Genomic DNA, 15,847 nt, shown 5'->3' with positions numbered 1-15,847 from the left:
CCGAAATAATTTGCCGCATTTTAGCGTTTGAAAAGCGAACGGACTATAGTTTTTGGAAAAATTACAGATGCATCGACCTGGCCCCAATAAATCCTTCCGCATTGCCGGAATTGTACTTGCCGTATTACTTATTTTTGCCCTGATAGGTGGTTATATCGCTTACTCAAAACGCGAAGCTTTGCTGCAAAAAGCTATCTACAAAGCTAAAATTAAAGCTAAAGACCAATATAATTTAGATGTAAAAATAGGGTCGGCACACTTTACAGGCTTCAGCAAGGTTTCATTAAAAGACGTTACTGTTGTTCCAGACGGTCGCGACAGCCTGCTGCGGATAAAAAAACTTGATGTTGATGTAAAGCTAACACCGCTTGTTGTTGGCGACATCATTTTTTCAGATGTGACTCTTGAAGACGGCTTTCTGCAACTGACCAATAAAAAAGGGGTTAAAAACTTTGATTTTCTGTTCAAAAAGAAAAAGGCAGATAACAGCAAAAAGTCGAAACTCGATCTTGCCGACATATCATACAATCTAATCGAACAGGTACTGTATAAGATTCCTGAAAACCTTAACCTGAAAAACTTTAACCTTAGTTATGCCGAGGATACTGCTGCAGTAAACTTCAATATTGTTAAGGCGATAATTGATGATGGAGACCTTTCATCAACCATTGATGTTAACCGCGGCGAGGCTACCTGGCATATGTCGGGCAAAATGCACGCGTCTGACAAAGACATCGATGTAAAGTTGTATGCCGGCGGCGGCCAGAAACTTGAATTGCCTATAATACAAAAAAGATTCAAGGTGAAGCTAAATGCCGATACAGTTACAACTCGTTTAACCAAGGTTGATAAAGAAAACGACGAGACACGCATTTATACTTATTGCGGCGCTACAAACCTGCTTATCAATCACAAGGGGCTTTCTGTGAAAGATATTATCATTCCGAATGGTGCTATTGAAGCAAATGTGTTTGTAGGTGAAAATTATGTAACACTCGACAGTTCGTCAGTCATCCACTTTAAAAAAATTAAAGCGAACCCTTATTTAAAATACACACTTAATCCGGTTAAGATTTATGAAATGAAGATTCACACGGGTTGGGTAAATGCTCAGGATATATTTGACTCATTCCCTGTAGGCATGTTTGAATCGCTTGATGGCATGAAAGTGGCCGGAAAATTAAAGTACTCGCTCAATTTCTACATGAACAGCAAGGATGTTGATAACCTTAAGTTCGATTCGAGGCTTGATAAAGATGATTTCCGCATTATCAGGTATGGGAAAGTCAACCTGTCTAAGCTGAACAGCACCTTTGTATATGTGCCTTATGAGCTTGGTAAACCTATGCCGCCGCATACAATTGGCCCGGAAAACCCCGACTTCACTCCGCTTGACCAGATACCGCCCGATATGCGCAACGCCATCATGACGGCGGAAGACCCTTCGTTTTATCGCCACAGCGGGTTTGTTGAGGAATCAATACGCAAATCTATTGTAACCGACTTCAAGGAAAAACGCTTTGTGCGCGGTGGAAGTACCATAAGCATGCAGCTGGTGAAAAATGCCTTTCTGAGTCGCAATAAAACCCTTTCGCGCAAAATTGAAGAGATACTAATTGTTTGGCTGATTGAAAACAACCGGATAATGACCAAAAACCGGATGCTTGAGGTGTATTTTAACATAATTGAATGGGGCCGTGGCATTTACGGTATTGCCGAAGCGTCAAGGTTCTACTTTGGCAAGCATCCTTCGCAGCTTACGCTGGGCGAAAGTATTTACCTGGCCAGCATTGTACCAAGCCCTAAAGCAGGTTTATATGCATTTGAACCGGATGGTACTTTAAGACGACGTTTGCATGGCTATTTTAACCTGATAGGCGGATTAATGGCCGGTAAAGGTTTGATTGACCGCGACAGTGCAGCTTACGGATTTTATACAGTACGTTTGCGTGAAGGTTTGCGCAGACAAATAGCTCCTGTTGATACCGCACTTGCCGACAGCCTGCTTAACCAGGAAGGTGGCGACGCAGTACCTGTTAATCAGGAAGGTCAATTGAATTTCTTCCAGCGTTTATTTGGCAAAGGCGACAGCACTGCCAAGAAGGAAGAAAAGATTGACAGCGCCGAGATTAAAAAGCAACGTGAGAAAGAGGCTAAAGAAGAACAAAAACGAAGAGAAAAAGAGAGAAGAAAAGAGCTGCGGGAGCGAGGCTTATTTTAAAACTTTCTCATTATTAGCACAAAAAGCAGTTAACAAATTGATAAAAAATAATTTAACTTTATTAACTGGAATAAATTTCCATATATTACAACCGAAATTAATAGATATATTTACCTGAGAAAAAAACCGTACGGCAACTAACACTCATCTTTTTTAAAATAACTAATGAACATTTTTGTAGGAAGTCTTCCTTACCAGCTTGGGGAAGCAGATTTGAAAGCTCTTTTTGAAGTTTACGGCGAGGTAAGCTCTGCTAAAATTATTACTGACAGGGAGACCGGCCGCAGCAAAGGCTTTGGTTTTGTGGAAATGCCTGATGATGAAGGCGCGCAAACCGCAATTGACGCATTGAACAAAAGCGAGGTTAAAGGCAGAACTATTGCTGTTAGCCAGGCAGAAAATAAAAAACCCGCCGGCGGTGGTGGCGGCTTTAACCGTGGTGGCGGTGGCGGCGGTTACAACCGTGGCGGCAACAGTGGCGGTGGTTATAATCGTGGTGGTGGCGACCGTGGTGGTTACAGCCGCGGCGGTGACGACAGAAACGATCGCTGGAAATAATATTTAAATAAAAAAGGCTTTGGATTACTCCAAAGCCTTTTTTATTTACGTCCTACCTTCCTATTTTGCTTTATTAAGCTCTTCCATTGTCCAGTTGGTGGTGCGGCCGGCATTTTGCTCACGAACACGTTTCACCCATTCAGGTCTTACTGTTTTTGCTGAGTTACCCATATTAGTACGCACATAACTCAGCACTGAAGCAATGTACCTGTCATCATTAAATCCAAGTGCAGGCATTACATCCGGATAGGTTTTGCCATTAACCGGGCCTTTTAAGCCGTGCAGTAGTATCTTTATAAGCTTCTCGGGGTTGCCGTTTACATCGCTGTTATTGGCAAGCGGTGGTGCAGGCATATCTTTACCGCCGTTATTTATGCCTTTTCCATCAGCGCCGTGACAAGTAGCGCACAACTGCTTAAATATTGTCGCGCCGTCGTTAACCAGTTTACGATCTTCTTCCTGCATGGCCAACGCTTTAAGGCGTGAGGCTTCACGTTCAGCCAGCATATTTTCGTAGCGTTTTTGTGAAAGCGCTAATATGGAGTTACTATCATAATTACTTACCAAATAATTAATAATATCCTTAGCTTTTTGAGTTTTATTAAACCGAAGGGTTAGCGCCAGCTGGAAACGCACTTCCGGGTCGGTATCGTTACGCAATACATCAAGTCTGTTCAGCACATCAGCGTCATCATTCTGTATAAAGTCTTCAGCTATCCAAACAGCCGTTTTGCGCACCTTAGCATCGGCGTCTTTTAAGGCATCAAAAAGCTGGGGCTTGGTTAAAGCATCCATTCCCTGTAAGGTCCACAAAGCATGTATGCGTGCCAATGGTTGCCCTTTTTGCGCAAGTGCCCATAAAGCAGGCACAACTGATTTGTCTTTACGCAACACCAAAAACTTTTGAGCATTATCTCTCCACCAGCCGTTAGGATGTGACAGGTAACCTACCAGTTCAGCTGAAGATGCTTTCAGCAATTGCGGACGAACCTTTGAGGGCTTAACATTATCAGCTACCAAACGATAGATGCGTCCACGATTTATATTTTTATCAAGCCCCTTACTTACTATTTGCGGGCGCAGGTAGCTGCCTTCCTGTGTCCAGTTCCCTTCCTGAATTATGCCATGGTACATATCTACTATATATAAGCAGCCATCAGGACCGGTTACGGTGTTAACCGGACGAAAATTCATATCAGTAGATGCGATGAATTCCTCTTTATTGTATGCATTAACCAGCGAAATTTTTCCCTGATTGTTTATGACTTTAGCACGGCGTATTAAACGCCCAACAGGCTCGCAAATAAGCAGGTCGCCCTGCAAATCGGCAGGTAGCTTATCACCTCTGTAAATTGACTGCCCTGTACATGCAGTAAAATGGTTAAGTGTGCTATCCGGACGAAGCCTTGGCGCGCCACCCTGAACGTCAGGCGTAGTAATAATAGGCCAAACCGCCTGAAATTCATCATTGATCTGGTTATCTAAATTAAAATATCCATATGATGGATTTTGTTGGAAGTTAAGCGCCGGCGTTTCACCACCCGCTGATGAAAAATACAAGCGTCCGTAATTGTCGTTTGCCAGTCCCCATTGCCCGCCCGGACCTTCATTCATTTTCTCTGCTATAAGTTGGGTCCCATTAAATTTATAGCGCAGCGGATCAACAGTAATATATATGCGGTTATCAAGGTTCCAAACCAATCCGCTTCGCTGGTGCTCAAGGTTTCGGGTATCAGGTTGCGTTGCCGGGTCTTTGTAAACCAGTTTTTTGGTATCTGCCTTGCCATCACCGTTGGTATCGTCATAACTGTAAATATCGGCGCTGTAAGTTTCACTTACCAATAGCCTGTTATCCAAAGGTAATATCATACGCGGCAGCAAAAGGCTATCAATAAATACCGTCGCTTTATCCATTTTGCCATCACCATTGGTATCTTCGAGGCGTTTAATGCGGCTCCACGGTTTATTTTCATTGGTGCCGTCAACGTCCTGCATGTAGGTGTTCAGTTCGGCAACATATAATCGCGCGTTACCGTCCCATGCTATGGCTACAGGTTCCTGTACCATTGGTTCGCTGGCAACAAGCTCAAGATGGTATCCCGGCTGTACATGGATGGTTTTTATTGCTTCCTGCGGAGATAATGGCCCGCGGTTAGGCGTAGTGTCAAGTATTATTCGTCCGGACACGTCGCGCGGCAATGTTTTTTTTGATACCGAACAGGTATAGACCGACAATGACAGGCATACCACGCCAGTTAACCATAAGGTTTTCTTTTTCATTACTGAGATATGAGGGGTTACAGATATTCGCTATTTACCTGATCACTTCTTTAAGCCCATGGCATATTTTATACCACCCAGCAAATGCTGCAGGTACAAAGGTTCGGCAAATGATTCGTCGGTATGGCCAAGTTCAGTATAAAAAGCACGGCCGCCATCAAACTCATGGTACCAGGCCATTGGGTGGTTGGCTCCGTTAGTGCCGCCGTTATATGTGGCCTCGTCAATGGTGATCAGGACGTGCAAATCGGTGCCTAACTGCTTAAAGTTGTACCATTCGTCTTTGCGCTTCCAGGTTTCGGGTAAATGTTTGGTTGAAATGTGTGTTCTGTCAACCACATGCAGGGTTGCTTCTTGTTGCGCCGGGTGGCCGTTAAAGTATGCGCCTACCAGTTTGCCATACCATGGCCAGTCGTATTCAGTATCGGTAGCAGCGTGTACGCCTACAAAACCGCCACCATTTTTAATGTATTGTTCAAAAGCCTGCTGCTGCGCTTCGTTAAAAATATCGCCGGTCGTGCTTAAAAATATTACAACAGCATACTGCTTTAAGTTTACTGAAGTGATAAGCGCAGGATTTGTTGTGGTATCAACCGAAAATTTATTTTCAGCACCAAGCTTTTGGATCGCTTCAATGCCTTTAGGTATCGAGCCGTGATGAAAACCGGCAGTTTTTGAAAATATTAACACCTTTTTAGGTTTAAACTCTACAGAATTTTCTGTCCCGTTCTTATTACAGGTAAAAGCTGTTATTAAAGCAAAAGTGAATAATGCAAAAATGACGAGAACATGTTTCGTCTGCAATCGATTGCGGAACATAAGCAAAAAAAAAATTATATTGGTTAATAAAAATTATAGGAACCGGTTTAATTCCGGTTCCTATTAAAAACAATGCTTTACTTAAGGGATAAAATGTACGACACCATCTTTTTGGCATCAGCCATTGATAATGACGCATGCGGCGACATCGGGATTTGCCCCCAAACTCCGGCGCCACCATCGATAACTTTTTTAGCCAGCTTAGCGTAGTTAGCCGGTGTAGCCGGATATTTCTTTGCTACATCTATATAAGCGGGGCCAACCAACTTGGTATCAATTTTATGGCAAGCCAGGCAATCTGACTTTGAGATAAGTTCTTTGCCAGCAGCAATATCAGCCGCAGATGCTTTTCCGCCTGCTGCAGCTTTCGCGGCAGGTTTCTTTTTGGCTTGCGCATGTGCCGGGTTAATCACAGCGGTGGTAACAAACAGCATTACCATAAAGCCCGGTACAAGTAAAATCTTCTTCATTTCAGTTTATTTTCTTTATATTAATCAACTCAATAATAAGCTTTTGATTATGTGCAGCGCATTATTTATTGCAATTTTTAAACGTTCTAAATAGCATATAATAACACATTGCAATCGATTGCATAATTACTGTTTTACTTTTACATTAGCAAGATTGTAATGACTTTGTTATGACAGTTGAGAAATAAAAGGGTTTAAACCGATTAAAAATAATCTTCAAATCGCTAATGCGACTGTTTTTGCCTAAGCCTTTTATGATGAAAATAGTAAGATAAGAATAGCACCGCTATAAACACCACGAAAAATCCAAGTACAGAAAGCGGCTCACCGGATGCTACACATGAATACGCCGCACCTGTCAAATCGAAAAACAAACCCGCATAAGCCCATTCCTTTAAGCGAGGAAAGGCAGGTATCAGTATAACTATTGATCCTAAAAGTTTTGCAATACCTACAAATTGTTGCAGATATAACGGATAGCCAAGCTGTTTAAATAATGCTTCAGAGTCTTTGGTTTCCATAATGTTAGGCAGTGCCGAAAATATCATGAACCCGGCAAGCAGAACAGTAAATACCCAGTACAGGATGTTAGTGGTTTTCATAATTCAGTTAATCAGGTTAAAGTGGAAAAGGGCAGCTTGCGCTGCCCGCATAATTATTCTTCGCTAAGTTGTTTTATTTTTTTAAGTGCCTCTTCCCATGCTGCCGACATCTCGTCGTAATAGTCGTCTCCCATGTCGGCTGCTATGTCGAGCGTGGTTTTATTATCTCTTTCAATAAGTGTATATATTTCGTTTGATCCGCTGTAGGCTTTGGCCATGTCGCTGTCAAAGTCGTCCCGGCCTTTGTCAACCAGTCCGTTGTAGGTGATATGCAACAGCTTTGCCGGTTCATTAGCGGTAATTATACCGGTTATACCGCTGTTACTATCATCGGTAAACCGCACTTTGCTGCCTACCTGCCAATCTGTTTCGGCTTTTGTGCCTGGCATAAAGTAGGCGTACCATTGTATGTTGTATTCGTCCTTCATCAGCACATCCCAAACCTTTTGGGCTGGTGCATCAATAGTGATGGTCTTTTTGATGGTTTTGATTTCCATAGGTAGTGATTTTTATTGGTTTGCAAACTTGGGATCATAGCTAAACATCCACAGCACACCAAACTTATCGGTACAGGTGCCGAAGTATGCTCCCCAGAACATGTCTTGCAGCGGCTGATCGACACTGCCGCCTTCAGACAGTTTTGCGAATAACTCATCAGTTTGCTCACGGCTGTCAGGACTCAATGTCATATAAATATTGTTACCCATATTCAGTTTAAAACCCATAGTGTCAGGCGCGTCAGTACCCATCAGGATATTGTTTCCTACCGGCAGCGCAATGTGCATGATCATGTTTTCGGTACCCGGTGGCACGTTGCCAGCTTCCGGGCTATCGCTGAAGCGCATCACCATAATGAACTCGCCGCCGAACACCGACTTGTAAAAGTTGAACGCTTCTTCGGTATTACCGTTGAAGTTGAAATACGGATTGATAACCATTGTTGTAAAAATTTAGATGTGATTGATATTATTGTTTTTCAAGAATAGCTTTCAGATTGTTAAGCCCGGTTTGCAGATCGGCGCCAATCATTTTTTCGATATCCATAAACAGGCACATGATATTCATAGGATAAGGCATTTTTTCATGAAAGTTCCAGGTAACTTTGGTTTGCGAAACGCCGGTACTGTCAAGCGCCATGTAAGCGGGAGCTACAGCTGCAAATGGCTTGATAAAACGTATCTCATAATCGATGCGCTTGCCCGGCTCAATGCCTTTTATTTCCTGCTCACCTTTGCCAACGCTATCGGCCTGGCTTTCCCAGGCAGAAACAAAACCTACCGTACCATCGGTACCGCGAAATTCCGTTTTCATGTTCGGATCCATTTTAGCCCATTTGCTGTACTCGTTCTGATTTTTGAGGTACTTAATATAATCGTACACCTCATTTTTAGGCTTGTTGATTACTACCGAGCGCTGTATATCAAACTCGCCCTTAACAAACAAGGCTACAATTAATATCAGCGCTACAAAAGCGACAATAACAATCAGGATTCTTTTTAGAATTTTCATTGTGTTTTTAGTTAAGGTTATCAATTAGTGTTTATAAAAGGTAAATAAATATAGCCCTTCTTTTTTGCTAATGTTATCACAATTTACTTTTTATATTTTTGGCCAATTGCACAATACAAAGGTAAAGGCAATAACAAACAATGGTACGGTGTAAACGGGGCAATATGAGGGGGTAAGCGCGACAACAACCGTTTCAAACAAATAGAGCGGGTATGGGTAGTATATACATGCTAAAACATTTTTAATAACTTACTTTTGAGAACTTTATCCAAACTATCCGAATGACGAAAAAGAAGGTTTTGATAACCGGGGCAAGCAGAGGGCTTGGTTTGGCCATATCAAAAAAATTAGCTGCCGATTACACCCTGATCCTGCATGCATCACGACAGGAAAGCTTCACTACAGAAATACCGGGCAGCTACTTGCTTTGCGCCGACCTTGCCGACACCGAACAGCTTAATGATTTTTGCAAAATGCTTAAAAAAGAGCATGGCGACGACTTGTATGCTGTAATAAATAACGCGGGTGTTACTTTCGATAAACCTTTAATGTATCAGCCCGAACGGGAGATTGACGCCATACTGAACATCAACCTTAAAGCCCCTATTATGATATGCAAAACCGCCATGAAGATATTCAGCATGAATAAAACGGGCGTTATTATAAACATGAGTTCGGTTGTAGGGCAAACAGGTAATGCTTTTCAGGCTGTGTATTCGGCAACCAAGGCAGGCATGGCGGCATTATCACGTTCTCTGGCACAGGAAGCCGCGAATATTGGTGAAGGGCACAACATAAGGGTACTAAGCATTGCACCCGGTTTTATTGAAACTGATATGACCGAACGCATCCCCGCTGCCGAAAAAGAAAAGTACCTGAATATGATACCTGCCAAACGCTTCGGTAATGTTGATGACGTAGCCGAAACCGTGGCCTTTCTGCTTTCAGACAAAGCATCATACATCAACGCTACCAGCATAAATATTAACGGAGGATTATTTTAGTACATGACTGATACTTTTAACGACACACTGGTTGGCGAAAAGCCTAAGGACTGGCTGTTGCATGGCCCCACAAAACGACTGGTTAATAATTATCACTGGCACAATCCGAAAATTGGTATTGTGGCCAGCTATACCCCGCTTGAGCGCGATGTGCATGATCATTTTGGGATATTCAGGGGGGTTGATCAGATAGAATCGTTTGCGCAGGCTACTATAGTATCATGCGCTACCTTCTCTGAGTGTAATAAAATGAAGTGCACGCCTACCGAACTTAAGGAAACCTTTATGCCGATTTTTATCGGCATAGGTAACGTGAATTACCACTCGTATTTGGAAAAGGGCCAGACATTCATTAACATTGGTTATATCAAGTTTTATAAGTTCAGGCAGATGGTATGTGACGGCCGGATATACAAAGCCCCTGCAGGTTTGAATTTGGATGCGTACTTTAGGGACTTTAACGAAGAACGCCTGAAGGCATATGATCTGAGCGAAGATTTTAAACTGGTGGCCGAACTGTTTGACATCACCGGCAGGGCGATAAAAAAAGAATTATTTAATACATTATAAACTGTATGGACAGGAAAGAAATACTTGAGGGCTTAATAGAAGTACTGAAAACGATCAGAACCATTGATCCGGCTAAACTGGAAAACGTTACTGAAGAAACCGACTTTTTAGCTGACATGAACGCGCCTTCTACTGAGCTTATTAATATAGCTGTTAAGGTTGAGCAAAAATTTGATGTTGAGTTTGAAGATGACGATATCGACAACCTGGGCTCGAAGGTGAAAGACGTTATTGATTTAATTATTCTGGCAAAAGAAAGAGGTTAACCATGCCTGTAGCAGGGAGAAAAGTAGCGGTGGTGGGCATGGGCGGAGCCTTCCCTACCTGTACCGGCGTTGCTGATTTTGGCGAGAAACTTTTCGCCGGAAAAAGCATGATACGATCGTGGGATAAGGCATTGGCATACGGCAAGCAAATACGCTCGACAGTAGCAGGCTTTATTACCGAAGAGGAAATGGATCTTGAAGCTGTGTACAACGTAGCATCGGCCGAATATCCTGAAACTTACATCGACAAAAAAGGCCGCATACCTGATATTAACCTGGCCACTGCCGATATGGGCAGCATTTGGGCCATGATAGGCGCTAAAGAATCAATTGAAATGGCCGGCTGGACAGAGGCCGAAACCCGCTCAGAAGGAACAGGTGTGGTAATAGGCTCCGGCGGGGCGGGGCACGTGATTTTGCGAAATGCCTGGCATGGCTTTTTTCAGGAAGGGCGGAAAAGCCGCGCAGCGGGTTCGCATACTGTTGACCGCGCGATGGTGTACCGCGACGCCGCCAACGTATCCTGCTACATAAAAAACCGGGGCGTTTGCGAATCCATAGGCTCGGCCTGTGCTACCGGTTTGGGTAACATTGGTTATGCTTACCGTTTAATAAAATTCGGCTTGCAGGACCGTGCTATTTGCGGCGGAGTTGAAGGCACTTCTCTTGAAACCTTTATTGGTTTCGATGGCATGCAGGTATTAAGCAAAGGTTTTGCGCCTGAAGAAAGCTCACGCCCGTTCGATTTGCAGCGTAATGGTTTCGTGTGCTCGTTTGGCGGCGGTATTGTTGCCCTTGAAGAATATGAAATGGCCAAAGCTCGTGGTGCTCATATTTATGGTGTAATCGACGAATATTTTAATAACTCCGATGGTGACGGCGATATGTTTGCTCCGTCATTTGCCGGGCAGCATCGCCTTTGGGCAGGTCTTGCTGAAGGCGCGCGTATTAAACCCGATGTGGTAAAAGTGCACGGCACTTCAACACCTATCGGCGATATCATTGAACTGCTTTGCGTTACCGACGTTTTGGGCGAAGAAGGCTACCATGTTTCGGCGCCGAAATCGCAGTTCGGGCATATGCTGGGTGCTGCCGGTTCAGTTGAGTTTATTGCGGCGCTGCTGATGCTGGAGAATCAAAAGGTTTCTCCTTGTTTAAATTCTTCTACGCTAAATACCGAACCGGAAGCTTTTCAGCTTAAAGAGGGCTGGACTGGTCCTGTTAAGCCGGTATCTGAATACCGTCACCTGTTACCGCAGGAAACCATCGAAAAAGAAATTAACCAGATAGTTTGTTTAAACTACGGCTTCGGCGGCACCAACAGCGCCATTGCCGTATCACGCGACGTATAGACGCTATGATAGATAACAAAGGCAGGGTAGCGATTGTATTCGGTGTACGTAACGAAAGTTCTATAGCCTGGGATGTGGCGTTGAAATTGCACCGTTCAGGCTGCAAAGTCGCGCTTAGCTACATGCCTGATACGCAAAAGGAAGTGCAATACCTGATGGAGCAGGCAGGTATGGATACTAATCTTACTGCCGAAGTTGACGTACGCAACGAACTGGAGATTACCTCGTTTGTTCAAAAGGTTCATAACGAATTAGGTAATATCCATTATGTGCTTCACGGCGTTGCATGGGGCCGCCAGAGTGTAATGTGCTATACACTGCCCGGCAGTACTGATCCTGCTCCTGAATACATAGACATCCCTTTTGAGGAGTTGATGGATTCGTTCAACATCAGCGCATACTCATTACTGCGCATAGCCCGGGTGGTAAGGCCTTATTGTGCCGAGAATGCTTCGATACTTACCCTTACCTATAATGCTTCGCAGCGGGTGTTTCCGCCATACGCGGGCATGGCCATTAACAAGGCGGCGCTGGAGAATATCATGCTGTACCTGGCCAGTTTCTTTCGTGATAAAAAAGTACGCGTAAACGCCATATCTGCAGGCCTGGTAATGACCACATCTGCAGGCGGTATAAACGGCGTACGCAAGCTTCGCAAAATGGGCAAGTTCACCGCTCCACTGGGTAATATCGAAGCAAGTGATGTTGGCGACGCGGCATTATATTATTTTTCCGATCTTTCAAAAAAAGTAACAGGCAACATCCACTTTGTTGATGGCGGCTTTAACATTATGGGGATTGGTATTGATGGAGAATAAATTGCTTGAAACCGTACAGGGATTAACCACCACACAGCACTTTGCCGTGGGTAACGACCTGGTACACGTGCCAACCTTTGAGCTTTCCCTTACACCTGAATTTAAAAGCAAGGCTTATACTGAACTTGAACTGGCCTACTGTGATCAGTTCGCAGAATCGCTGCTTCGTTATGCCTCAACCTGGGCAGCAAAAGAGGCGGTTTATAAGGCGATTAAACAACTGTCACCAGCCACAACCGGCTGGAAAAAGATCGAGATAACACGTGATAAAATAGGCGGTCGCCCGCGGGTTACCCTGCACAATCATCCGCATGATTTTAAAATAAGTTTAACCATTTCCCACGATGGTGACTATGTTTGGGCTGTAGCATTTGTTGAACCGCATCCGCTTAGCCTTGACTGATTATTACTTTGAGAACGGCCTTGTAAAGCTTCACTATTACAAATTTGGTGAAGGCCCGCAGCCTATGCTATGTTTTCATGGCTTTGGCATGCATGGCAAACAGTTCATCAGTCTTGAACCGGCCTTAGGCAAAAAATACACCTTTTACGGGTTCGACCTTTTCTTTCATAAACAAACTAAACTTCACGATCAAAGCCTCGCCGCGGTAAAGAAGGGTATTAGCAAACAAGAACTTGCCGCGCTGATAATTGATTTTTGCGCGCACCTGCATATCAACCGGTTTTCGGTAATCGCCTATTCAATGGGCACGCACTATGCTACCGCTGTTACCGAAATATTGGGCCGCCGCATAGATGAATACATTTTAGCAGCACCATCATCGGTTTACCCTGGCGCTATTATCAGGCTGTTCAGCAAAAACAAAACGGGTAACAAGCTGCTTGAAAAACTTGTATTAAGCAAAAGAGCGCTCATCAATATGCTGAACGCCATAAAGTTCCTCAGGCTGATTGATAAGGTTGGCCGCAACATTTTATACAACGAGATTGCCACAGCCGAACTTCGCTTTAATTTTTATGCTTGTTTTACGTATCTGCGTTTCTTGGAAACTAACGAAGAGAAGCTGATCAAATCGTTAACAGAGAATAACATCCGCAGTATATTCATATTTGGCAAGCGTGATAAAATGTACCCGCCAACAATCGGCAAAGCGTTTTTTGCCAAACTAAAACAGGCTGAAGTTGTAATTTTGGATGAGAACCACGAAATGATCAACCAGAATTTTGTTTCCACATTATCCCGATTGCTGCTATGATCATCAAGTCGAAACCACTGCATCCTTTCTTCTTTAAATGTGGGGCTTTAATTATAAAGCAGCTGTTAAAGCGTCGTTTTAAAAAACTGGCCATAAACCCGGTAGATATAAAACCCGGTCACTCATATTTGTTGATGTGCAATCATTTTAGCTTTTTAGATGGATTTTTGGCATACCACCTGGCCAACGAAGTACTTTGGAAGAAAAACGGCATGCGCAAATTGTACATCATGTCGTTAAAAGAGCAAATGCGCAAAAATCCCTGGTTGCGCTATGTGGGCAGCTTTTCTGTCGATCCCCGAAAGCTGTCGATATTAGAGAGTTTTGAATACGCCGCCGAAGTACTTTCAAAGCCCGGCAACGTGCTGCTGTTTTACCCCCAGGCCTGGCTGGAGAGCTGTCACATCAGACACATACATTTTGAAGAAGGGTTATATGAAATTGTGACCCGCATAAAAGGCAACTGCCAATTGCTTTGGAGCAGTAATATCATTGAGTTTTTTGAAAGCGCCAGCCCCACCATGTACTTCAACATGCTGGATTGCGGTACCAATAACGATTTTGATTTTGATAAAGTGAAAAAGCAGGTTAACCAGCATCACCGTAAATCGCTCGAGCAAAATATCCGCTTTACCAACGAACAGCTTTCTTATAACGATTAATTTACCCGCTCTAAGCCGTCTTTAGCCTGGTTCTCGATACTGTTTTCATACTCGTGGCCTTTCATGTCAATAGCCATCTTGTAGAAGTAAGCCGCTTTTCTGAGATCTTTTCGGCGTTCATAAATGTTGCCCATGCTCAACGCGGCGTTCGCAGCGAAATAATATGATGTATTCCGGCCGAGATTTATAGCACGCTGATAATTTATTGTGGCTTCATTGGTGCGGTTAAGGTTTTCGTAAATGCGCCCTAAACGATAAGGAAACTCAATTTTTTCCCGCTGCGATTTGAAATCATCCTGGTGCTTATCTTTTAGTTCGGCTAAGGCTTTGGCATAGTATCCACCGTCAAAAAACAAACGTGCTTTCAGCAAGTCGATATCGGGGCGGGTGTCGTTCGCTTCGCGTAAAGCCTGCTTGTCTTTCTCATCACTGGCATAGCCCTTTGTTTTTACAAGCTTTATATAGTAATTATATTTTCCGGTATCGTTGCGCAGCAAATAAAAATAAGCCAGTTTAAGGTATGCATCCTTGATGTAATTTACGCCCCGGTAATCATTGATGTATCTCGACAAATACACATTGGCATCTGTATCCATACGGCATAACTTGGCTGTACCCATCAGGTAATTTGCATAAGGAAGCGAAATGTAAGCACCGCCTTTTGGTATTGAGGTAATATACTCAATAGCATCATCATTATGACCTGTTTTAGCTGCTACATAGCCTTGCAGATAGGTTTTTAGCAAACTTCGGTTGTCCATATCTGCCAGATAGCCGCGCAGCTTGTTGTAGTTGTTTTTATTGTGCAAAACGTCTACATCAACATAACATAGTAAAAAGATCACCTCGTCATCGTAAAAACTATACTTCGTTTTTTTTATGTCCGACGCAAGGCGTTCTAACTGGGCTACCCCGTTCCGGATATTACCCTTCATGCCAAAAAAACTGGCTACGCTTTTCAAATTTGATGGCAGTGCTCCAAAAACCACATCAATAAGTGCCAGGCTTTTTTGGTTCAATATAAAGTCGGGATATTTTTTAGCATTTTCAGCAAGCAGATTTCGCGCACGTTTCAGGTCTCGCGCTGAGGCTACATAATCACCAAAACGGCCTTTTATCAGTCCCCAATGCATATAAACCTCGGCTTTTGAAAACAGATAAAAAGGTGAGTCCTCATCCTGATCGTCCAGCAGATCAATCCGGCTATCTTCCCGGGGCTTTAATTTCTCATAATCACTTTTGCTGTCGGCTATAAGCAGGTTAAAAAAGTCCACATAATCGTCAAGCAGTACCGGCATCCCGTTTTGCGGATTTTGCTGGCGTTCATCCTTTATTAATTCGCGGGCTTCATTCAGCCTCAGACTAAAAATATCTTTATAAGCTTCGAGGCAACGGGTACTATAACTGAAATCGGCATATGTGTTTAATTTCAGCAGTAACAGAAACAGTAAAAAAAACAGGCGTTTTAGGGTCATGTAATAAATAAGCAGTGTGCCGCT

Annotated in this window: 18 protein-coding genes; 10 read left to right on the top strand and 8 right to left on the bottom strand. The window is 43.5% G+C overall.

Features of this window, described 5'->3' with window-relative positions:
* The first annotated feature begins 52 nt into the window (after positions 1 to 52).
* Together EOD41_RS05460 and EOD41_RS05455 are read left to right on the top strand one after the other, a co-directional pair.
* Positions 53 to 2,221, top strand: coding sequence for a biosynthetic peptidoglycan transglycosylase (locus tag EOD41_RS05460; RefSeq protein WP_240663201.1), 2,169 nt, complete (start codon positions 53 to 55; stop codon positions 2,219 to 2,221).
* A gap of 165 nt (positions 2,222 to 2,386) precedes the next feature.
* Positions 2,387 to 2,779 (top strand): RNA recognition motif domain-containing protein, encoded by a 393-nt coding sequence (locus EOD41_RS05455; RefSeq protein WP_127703786.1) that lies wholly within the window; start codon positions 2,387 to 2,389, stop codon positions 2,777 to 2,779.
* Between the two features lie 60 nt (positions 2,780 to 2,839).
* Here the strand turns inward: EOD41_RS05455 and EOD41_RS05450 are convergent, their stop codons facing one another.
* The 7 genes from EOD41_RS05450 to EOD41_RS05420 form a co-directional block, all read right to left on the bottom strand.
* The gene (locus EOD41_RS05450; RefSeq protein WP_127703785.1) at positions 2,840 to 5,059 is read right to left on the bottom strand and encodes a DUF7133 domain-containing protein; all 2,220 of its coding nucleotides are present in this window, start codon (positions 5,057 to 5,059) and stop codon (positions 2,840 to 2,842) included.
* A 42-nt stretch (positions 5,060 to 5,101) separates the two neighbouring features.
* Positions 5,102 to 5,749, bottom strand: a complete 648-nt coding sequence (locus tag EOD41_RS05445; protein WP_240663200.1) for a ThuA domain-containing protein — start codon at positions 5,747 to 5,749, stop codon at positions 5,102 to 5,104.
* Between the two features lie 206 nt (positions 5,750 to 5,955).
* Positions 5,956 to 6,348 (bottom strand): c-type cytochrome, encoded by a 393-nt coding sequence (locus EOD41_RS05440; protein ID WP_127703783.1) that lies wholly within the window; start codon positions 6,346 to 6,348, stop codon positions 5,956 to 5,958.
* 224 nt (positions 6,349 to 6,572) lie between these two features.
* Positions 6,573 to 6,950, bottom strand: coding sequence for a DoxX family protein (locus EOD41_RS05435; RefSeq protein WP_127703782.1), 378 nt, complete (start codon positions 6,948 to 6,950; stop codon positions 6,573 to 6,575).
* A gap of 53 nt (positions 6,951 to 7,003) precedes the next feature.
* A complete protein-coding gene (locus EOD41_RS05430) occupies positions 7,004 to 7,447 on the bottom strand; it encodes an SRPBCC family protein (RefSeq protein ID WP_127703781.1) in 444 nt (147 codons plus the stop codon).
* A 12-nt stretch (positions 7,448 to 7,459) separates the two neighbouring features.
* A complete protein-coding gene (locus tag EOD41_RS05425; protein ID WP_127703780.1) occupies positions 7,460 to 7,888 on the bottom strand; it encodes a VOC family protein in 429 nt (142 codons plus the stop codon).
* A gap of 28 nt (positions 7,889 to 7,916) precedes the next feature.
* Positions 7,917 to 8,459: an SRPBCC family protein gene (locus EOD41_RS05420; protein WP_127703779.1), complete on the bottom strand. Its 543-nt coding sequence runs from the start codon at positions 8,457 to 8,459 to the stop codon at positions 7,917 to 7,919.
* 281 nt (positions 8,460 to 8,740) lie between these two features.
* On the opposite strand from EOD41_RS05420, the gene EOD41_RS05415 reads away from it, so the two are divergent.
* Genes EOD41_RS05415 through EOD41_RS05380 form a run of 8 tightly spaced genes read left to right on the top strand, consistent with a single transcriptional unit; the run spans position 8,741 to position 14,348 of the window.
* The gene (locus EOD41_RS05415) at positions 8,741 to 9,463 is read left to right on the top strand and encodes an SDR family NAD(P)-dependent oxidoreductase (RefSeq protein WP_127703778.1); all 723 of its coding nucleotides are present in this window, start codon (positions 8,741 to 8,743) and stop codon (positions 9,461 to 9,463) included.
* 3 nt (positions 9,464 to 9,466) lie between these two features.
* A complete protein-coding gene (locus tag EOD41_RS05410) occupies positions 9,467 to 10,033 on the top strand; it encodes a hypothetical protein (RefSeq protein ID WP_127703777.1) in 567 nt (188 codons plus the stop codon).
* A 5-nt stretch (positions 10,034 to 10,038) separates the two neighbouring features.
* Positions 10,039 to 10,299, top strand: coding sequence for an acyl carrier protein (locus EOD41_RS05405; RefSeq protein ID WP_127703776.1), 261 nt, complete (start codon positions 10,039 to 10,041; stop codon positions 10,297 to 10,299).
* A gap of 2 nt (positions 10,300 to 10,301) precedes the next feature.
* A complete protein-coding gene (locus EOD41_RS05400) occupies positions 10,302 to 11,651 on the top strand; it encodes a beta-ketoacyl-[acyl-carrier-protein] synthase family protein (RefSeq protein WP_127703775.1) in 1,350 nt (449 codons plus the stop codon).
* Between the two features lie 5 nt (positions 11,652 to 11,656).
* Positions 11,657 to 12,469 carry an enoyl-ACP reductase FabI gene (locus tag EOD41_RS05395; protein ID WP_127703774.1) on the top strand — a complete coding sequence of 271 codons (813 nt, stop codon included), beginning with the start codon at positions 11,657 to 11,659 and terminating at the stop codon, positions 12,467 to 12,469.
* A complete protein-coding gene (locus tag EOD41_RS05390) occupies positions 12,459 to 12,872 on the top strand; it encodes a holo-ACP synthase (RefSeq protein WP_127704465.1) in 414 nt (137 codons plus the stop codon). The genes EOD41_RS05395 and EOD41_RS05390 overlap by 11 nt, the downstream gene beginning before the upstream one ends.
* Positions 12,865 to 13,686 (top strand): alpha/beta fold hydrolase, encoded by an 822-nt coding sequence (locus EOD41_RS05385; protein WP_127703773.1) that lies wholly within the window; start codon positions 12,865 to 12,867, stop codon positions 13,684 to 13,686. Before EOD41_RS05390 ends, EOD41_RS05385 begins: the two co-directional genes overlap by 8 nt.
* Entirely contained in the window at positions 13,683 to 14,348 is a 666-nt protein-coding gene (locus EOD41_RS05380; protein ID WP_127703772.1) for a lysophospholipid acyltransferase family protein, read from the top strand. The genes EOD41_RS05385 and EOD41_RS05380 overlap by 4 nt, the downstream gene beginning before the upstream one ends.
* On the opposite strand, the gene EOD41_RS05375 is transcribed toward EOD41_RS05380, so the two are convergent.
* The gene (locus tag EOD41_RS05375) at positions 14,345 to 15,823 is read right to left on the bottom strand and encodes a tetratricopeptide repeat protein (protein WP_127703771.1); all 1,479 of its coding nucleotides are present in this window, start codon (positions 15,821 to 15,823) and stop codon (positions 14,345 to 14,347) included. The two genes, EOD41_RS05380 and EOD41_RS05375, sit on opposite strands and share 4 nt — an antisense overlap.
* Positions 15,824 to 15,847: the final 24 nt, after the last annotated feature.

The sequence above is a fragment of the Mucilaginibacter limnophilus genome, from assembly GCF_004005815.1.
GTDB classification, from domain to species: Bacteria; Bacteroidota; Bacteroidia; order Sphingobacteriales; family Sphingobacteriaceae; genus Mucilaginibacter; species Mucilaginibacter limnophilus.
This window is presented reverse-complemented; position numbering and strand designations above follow the sequence as displayed.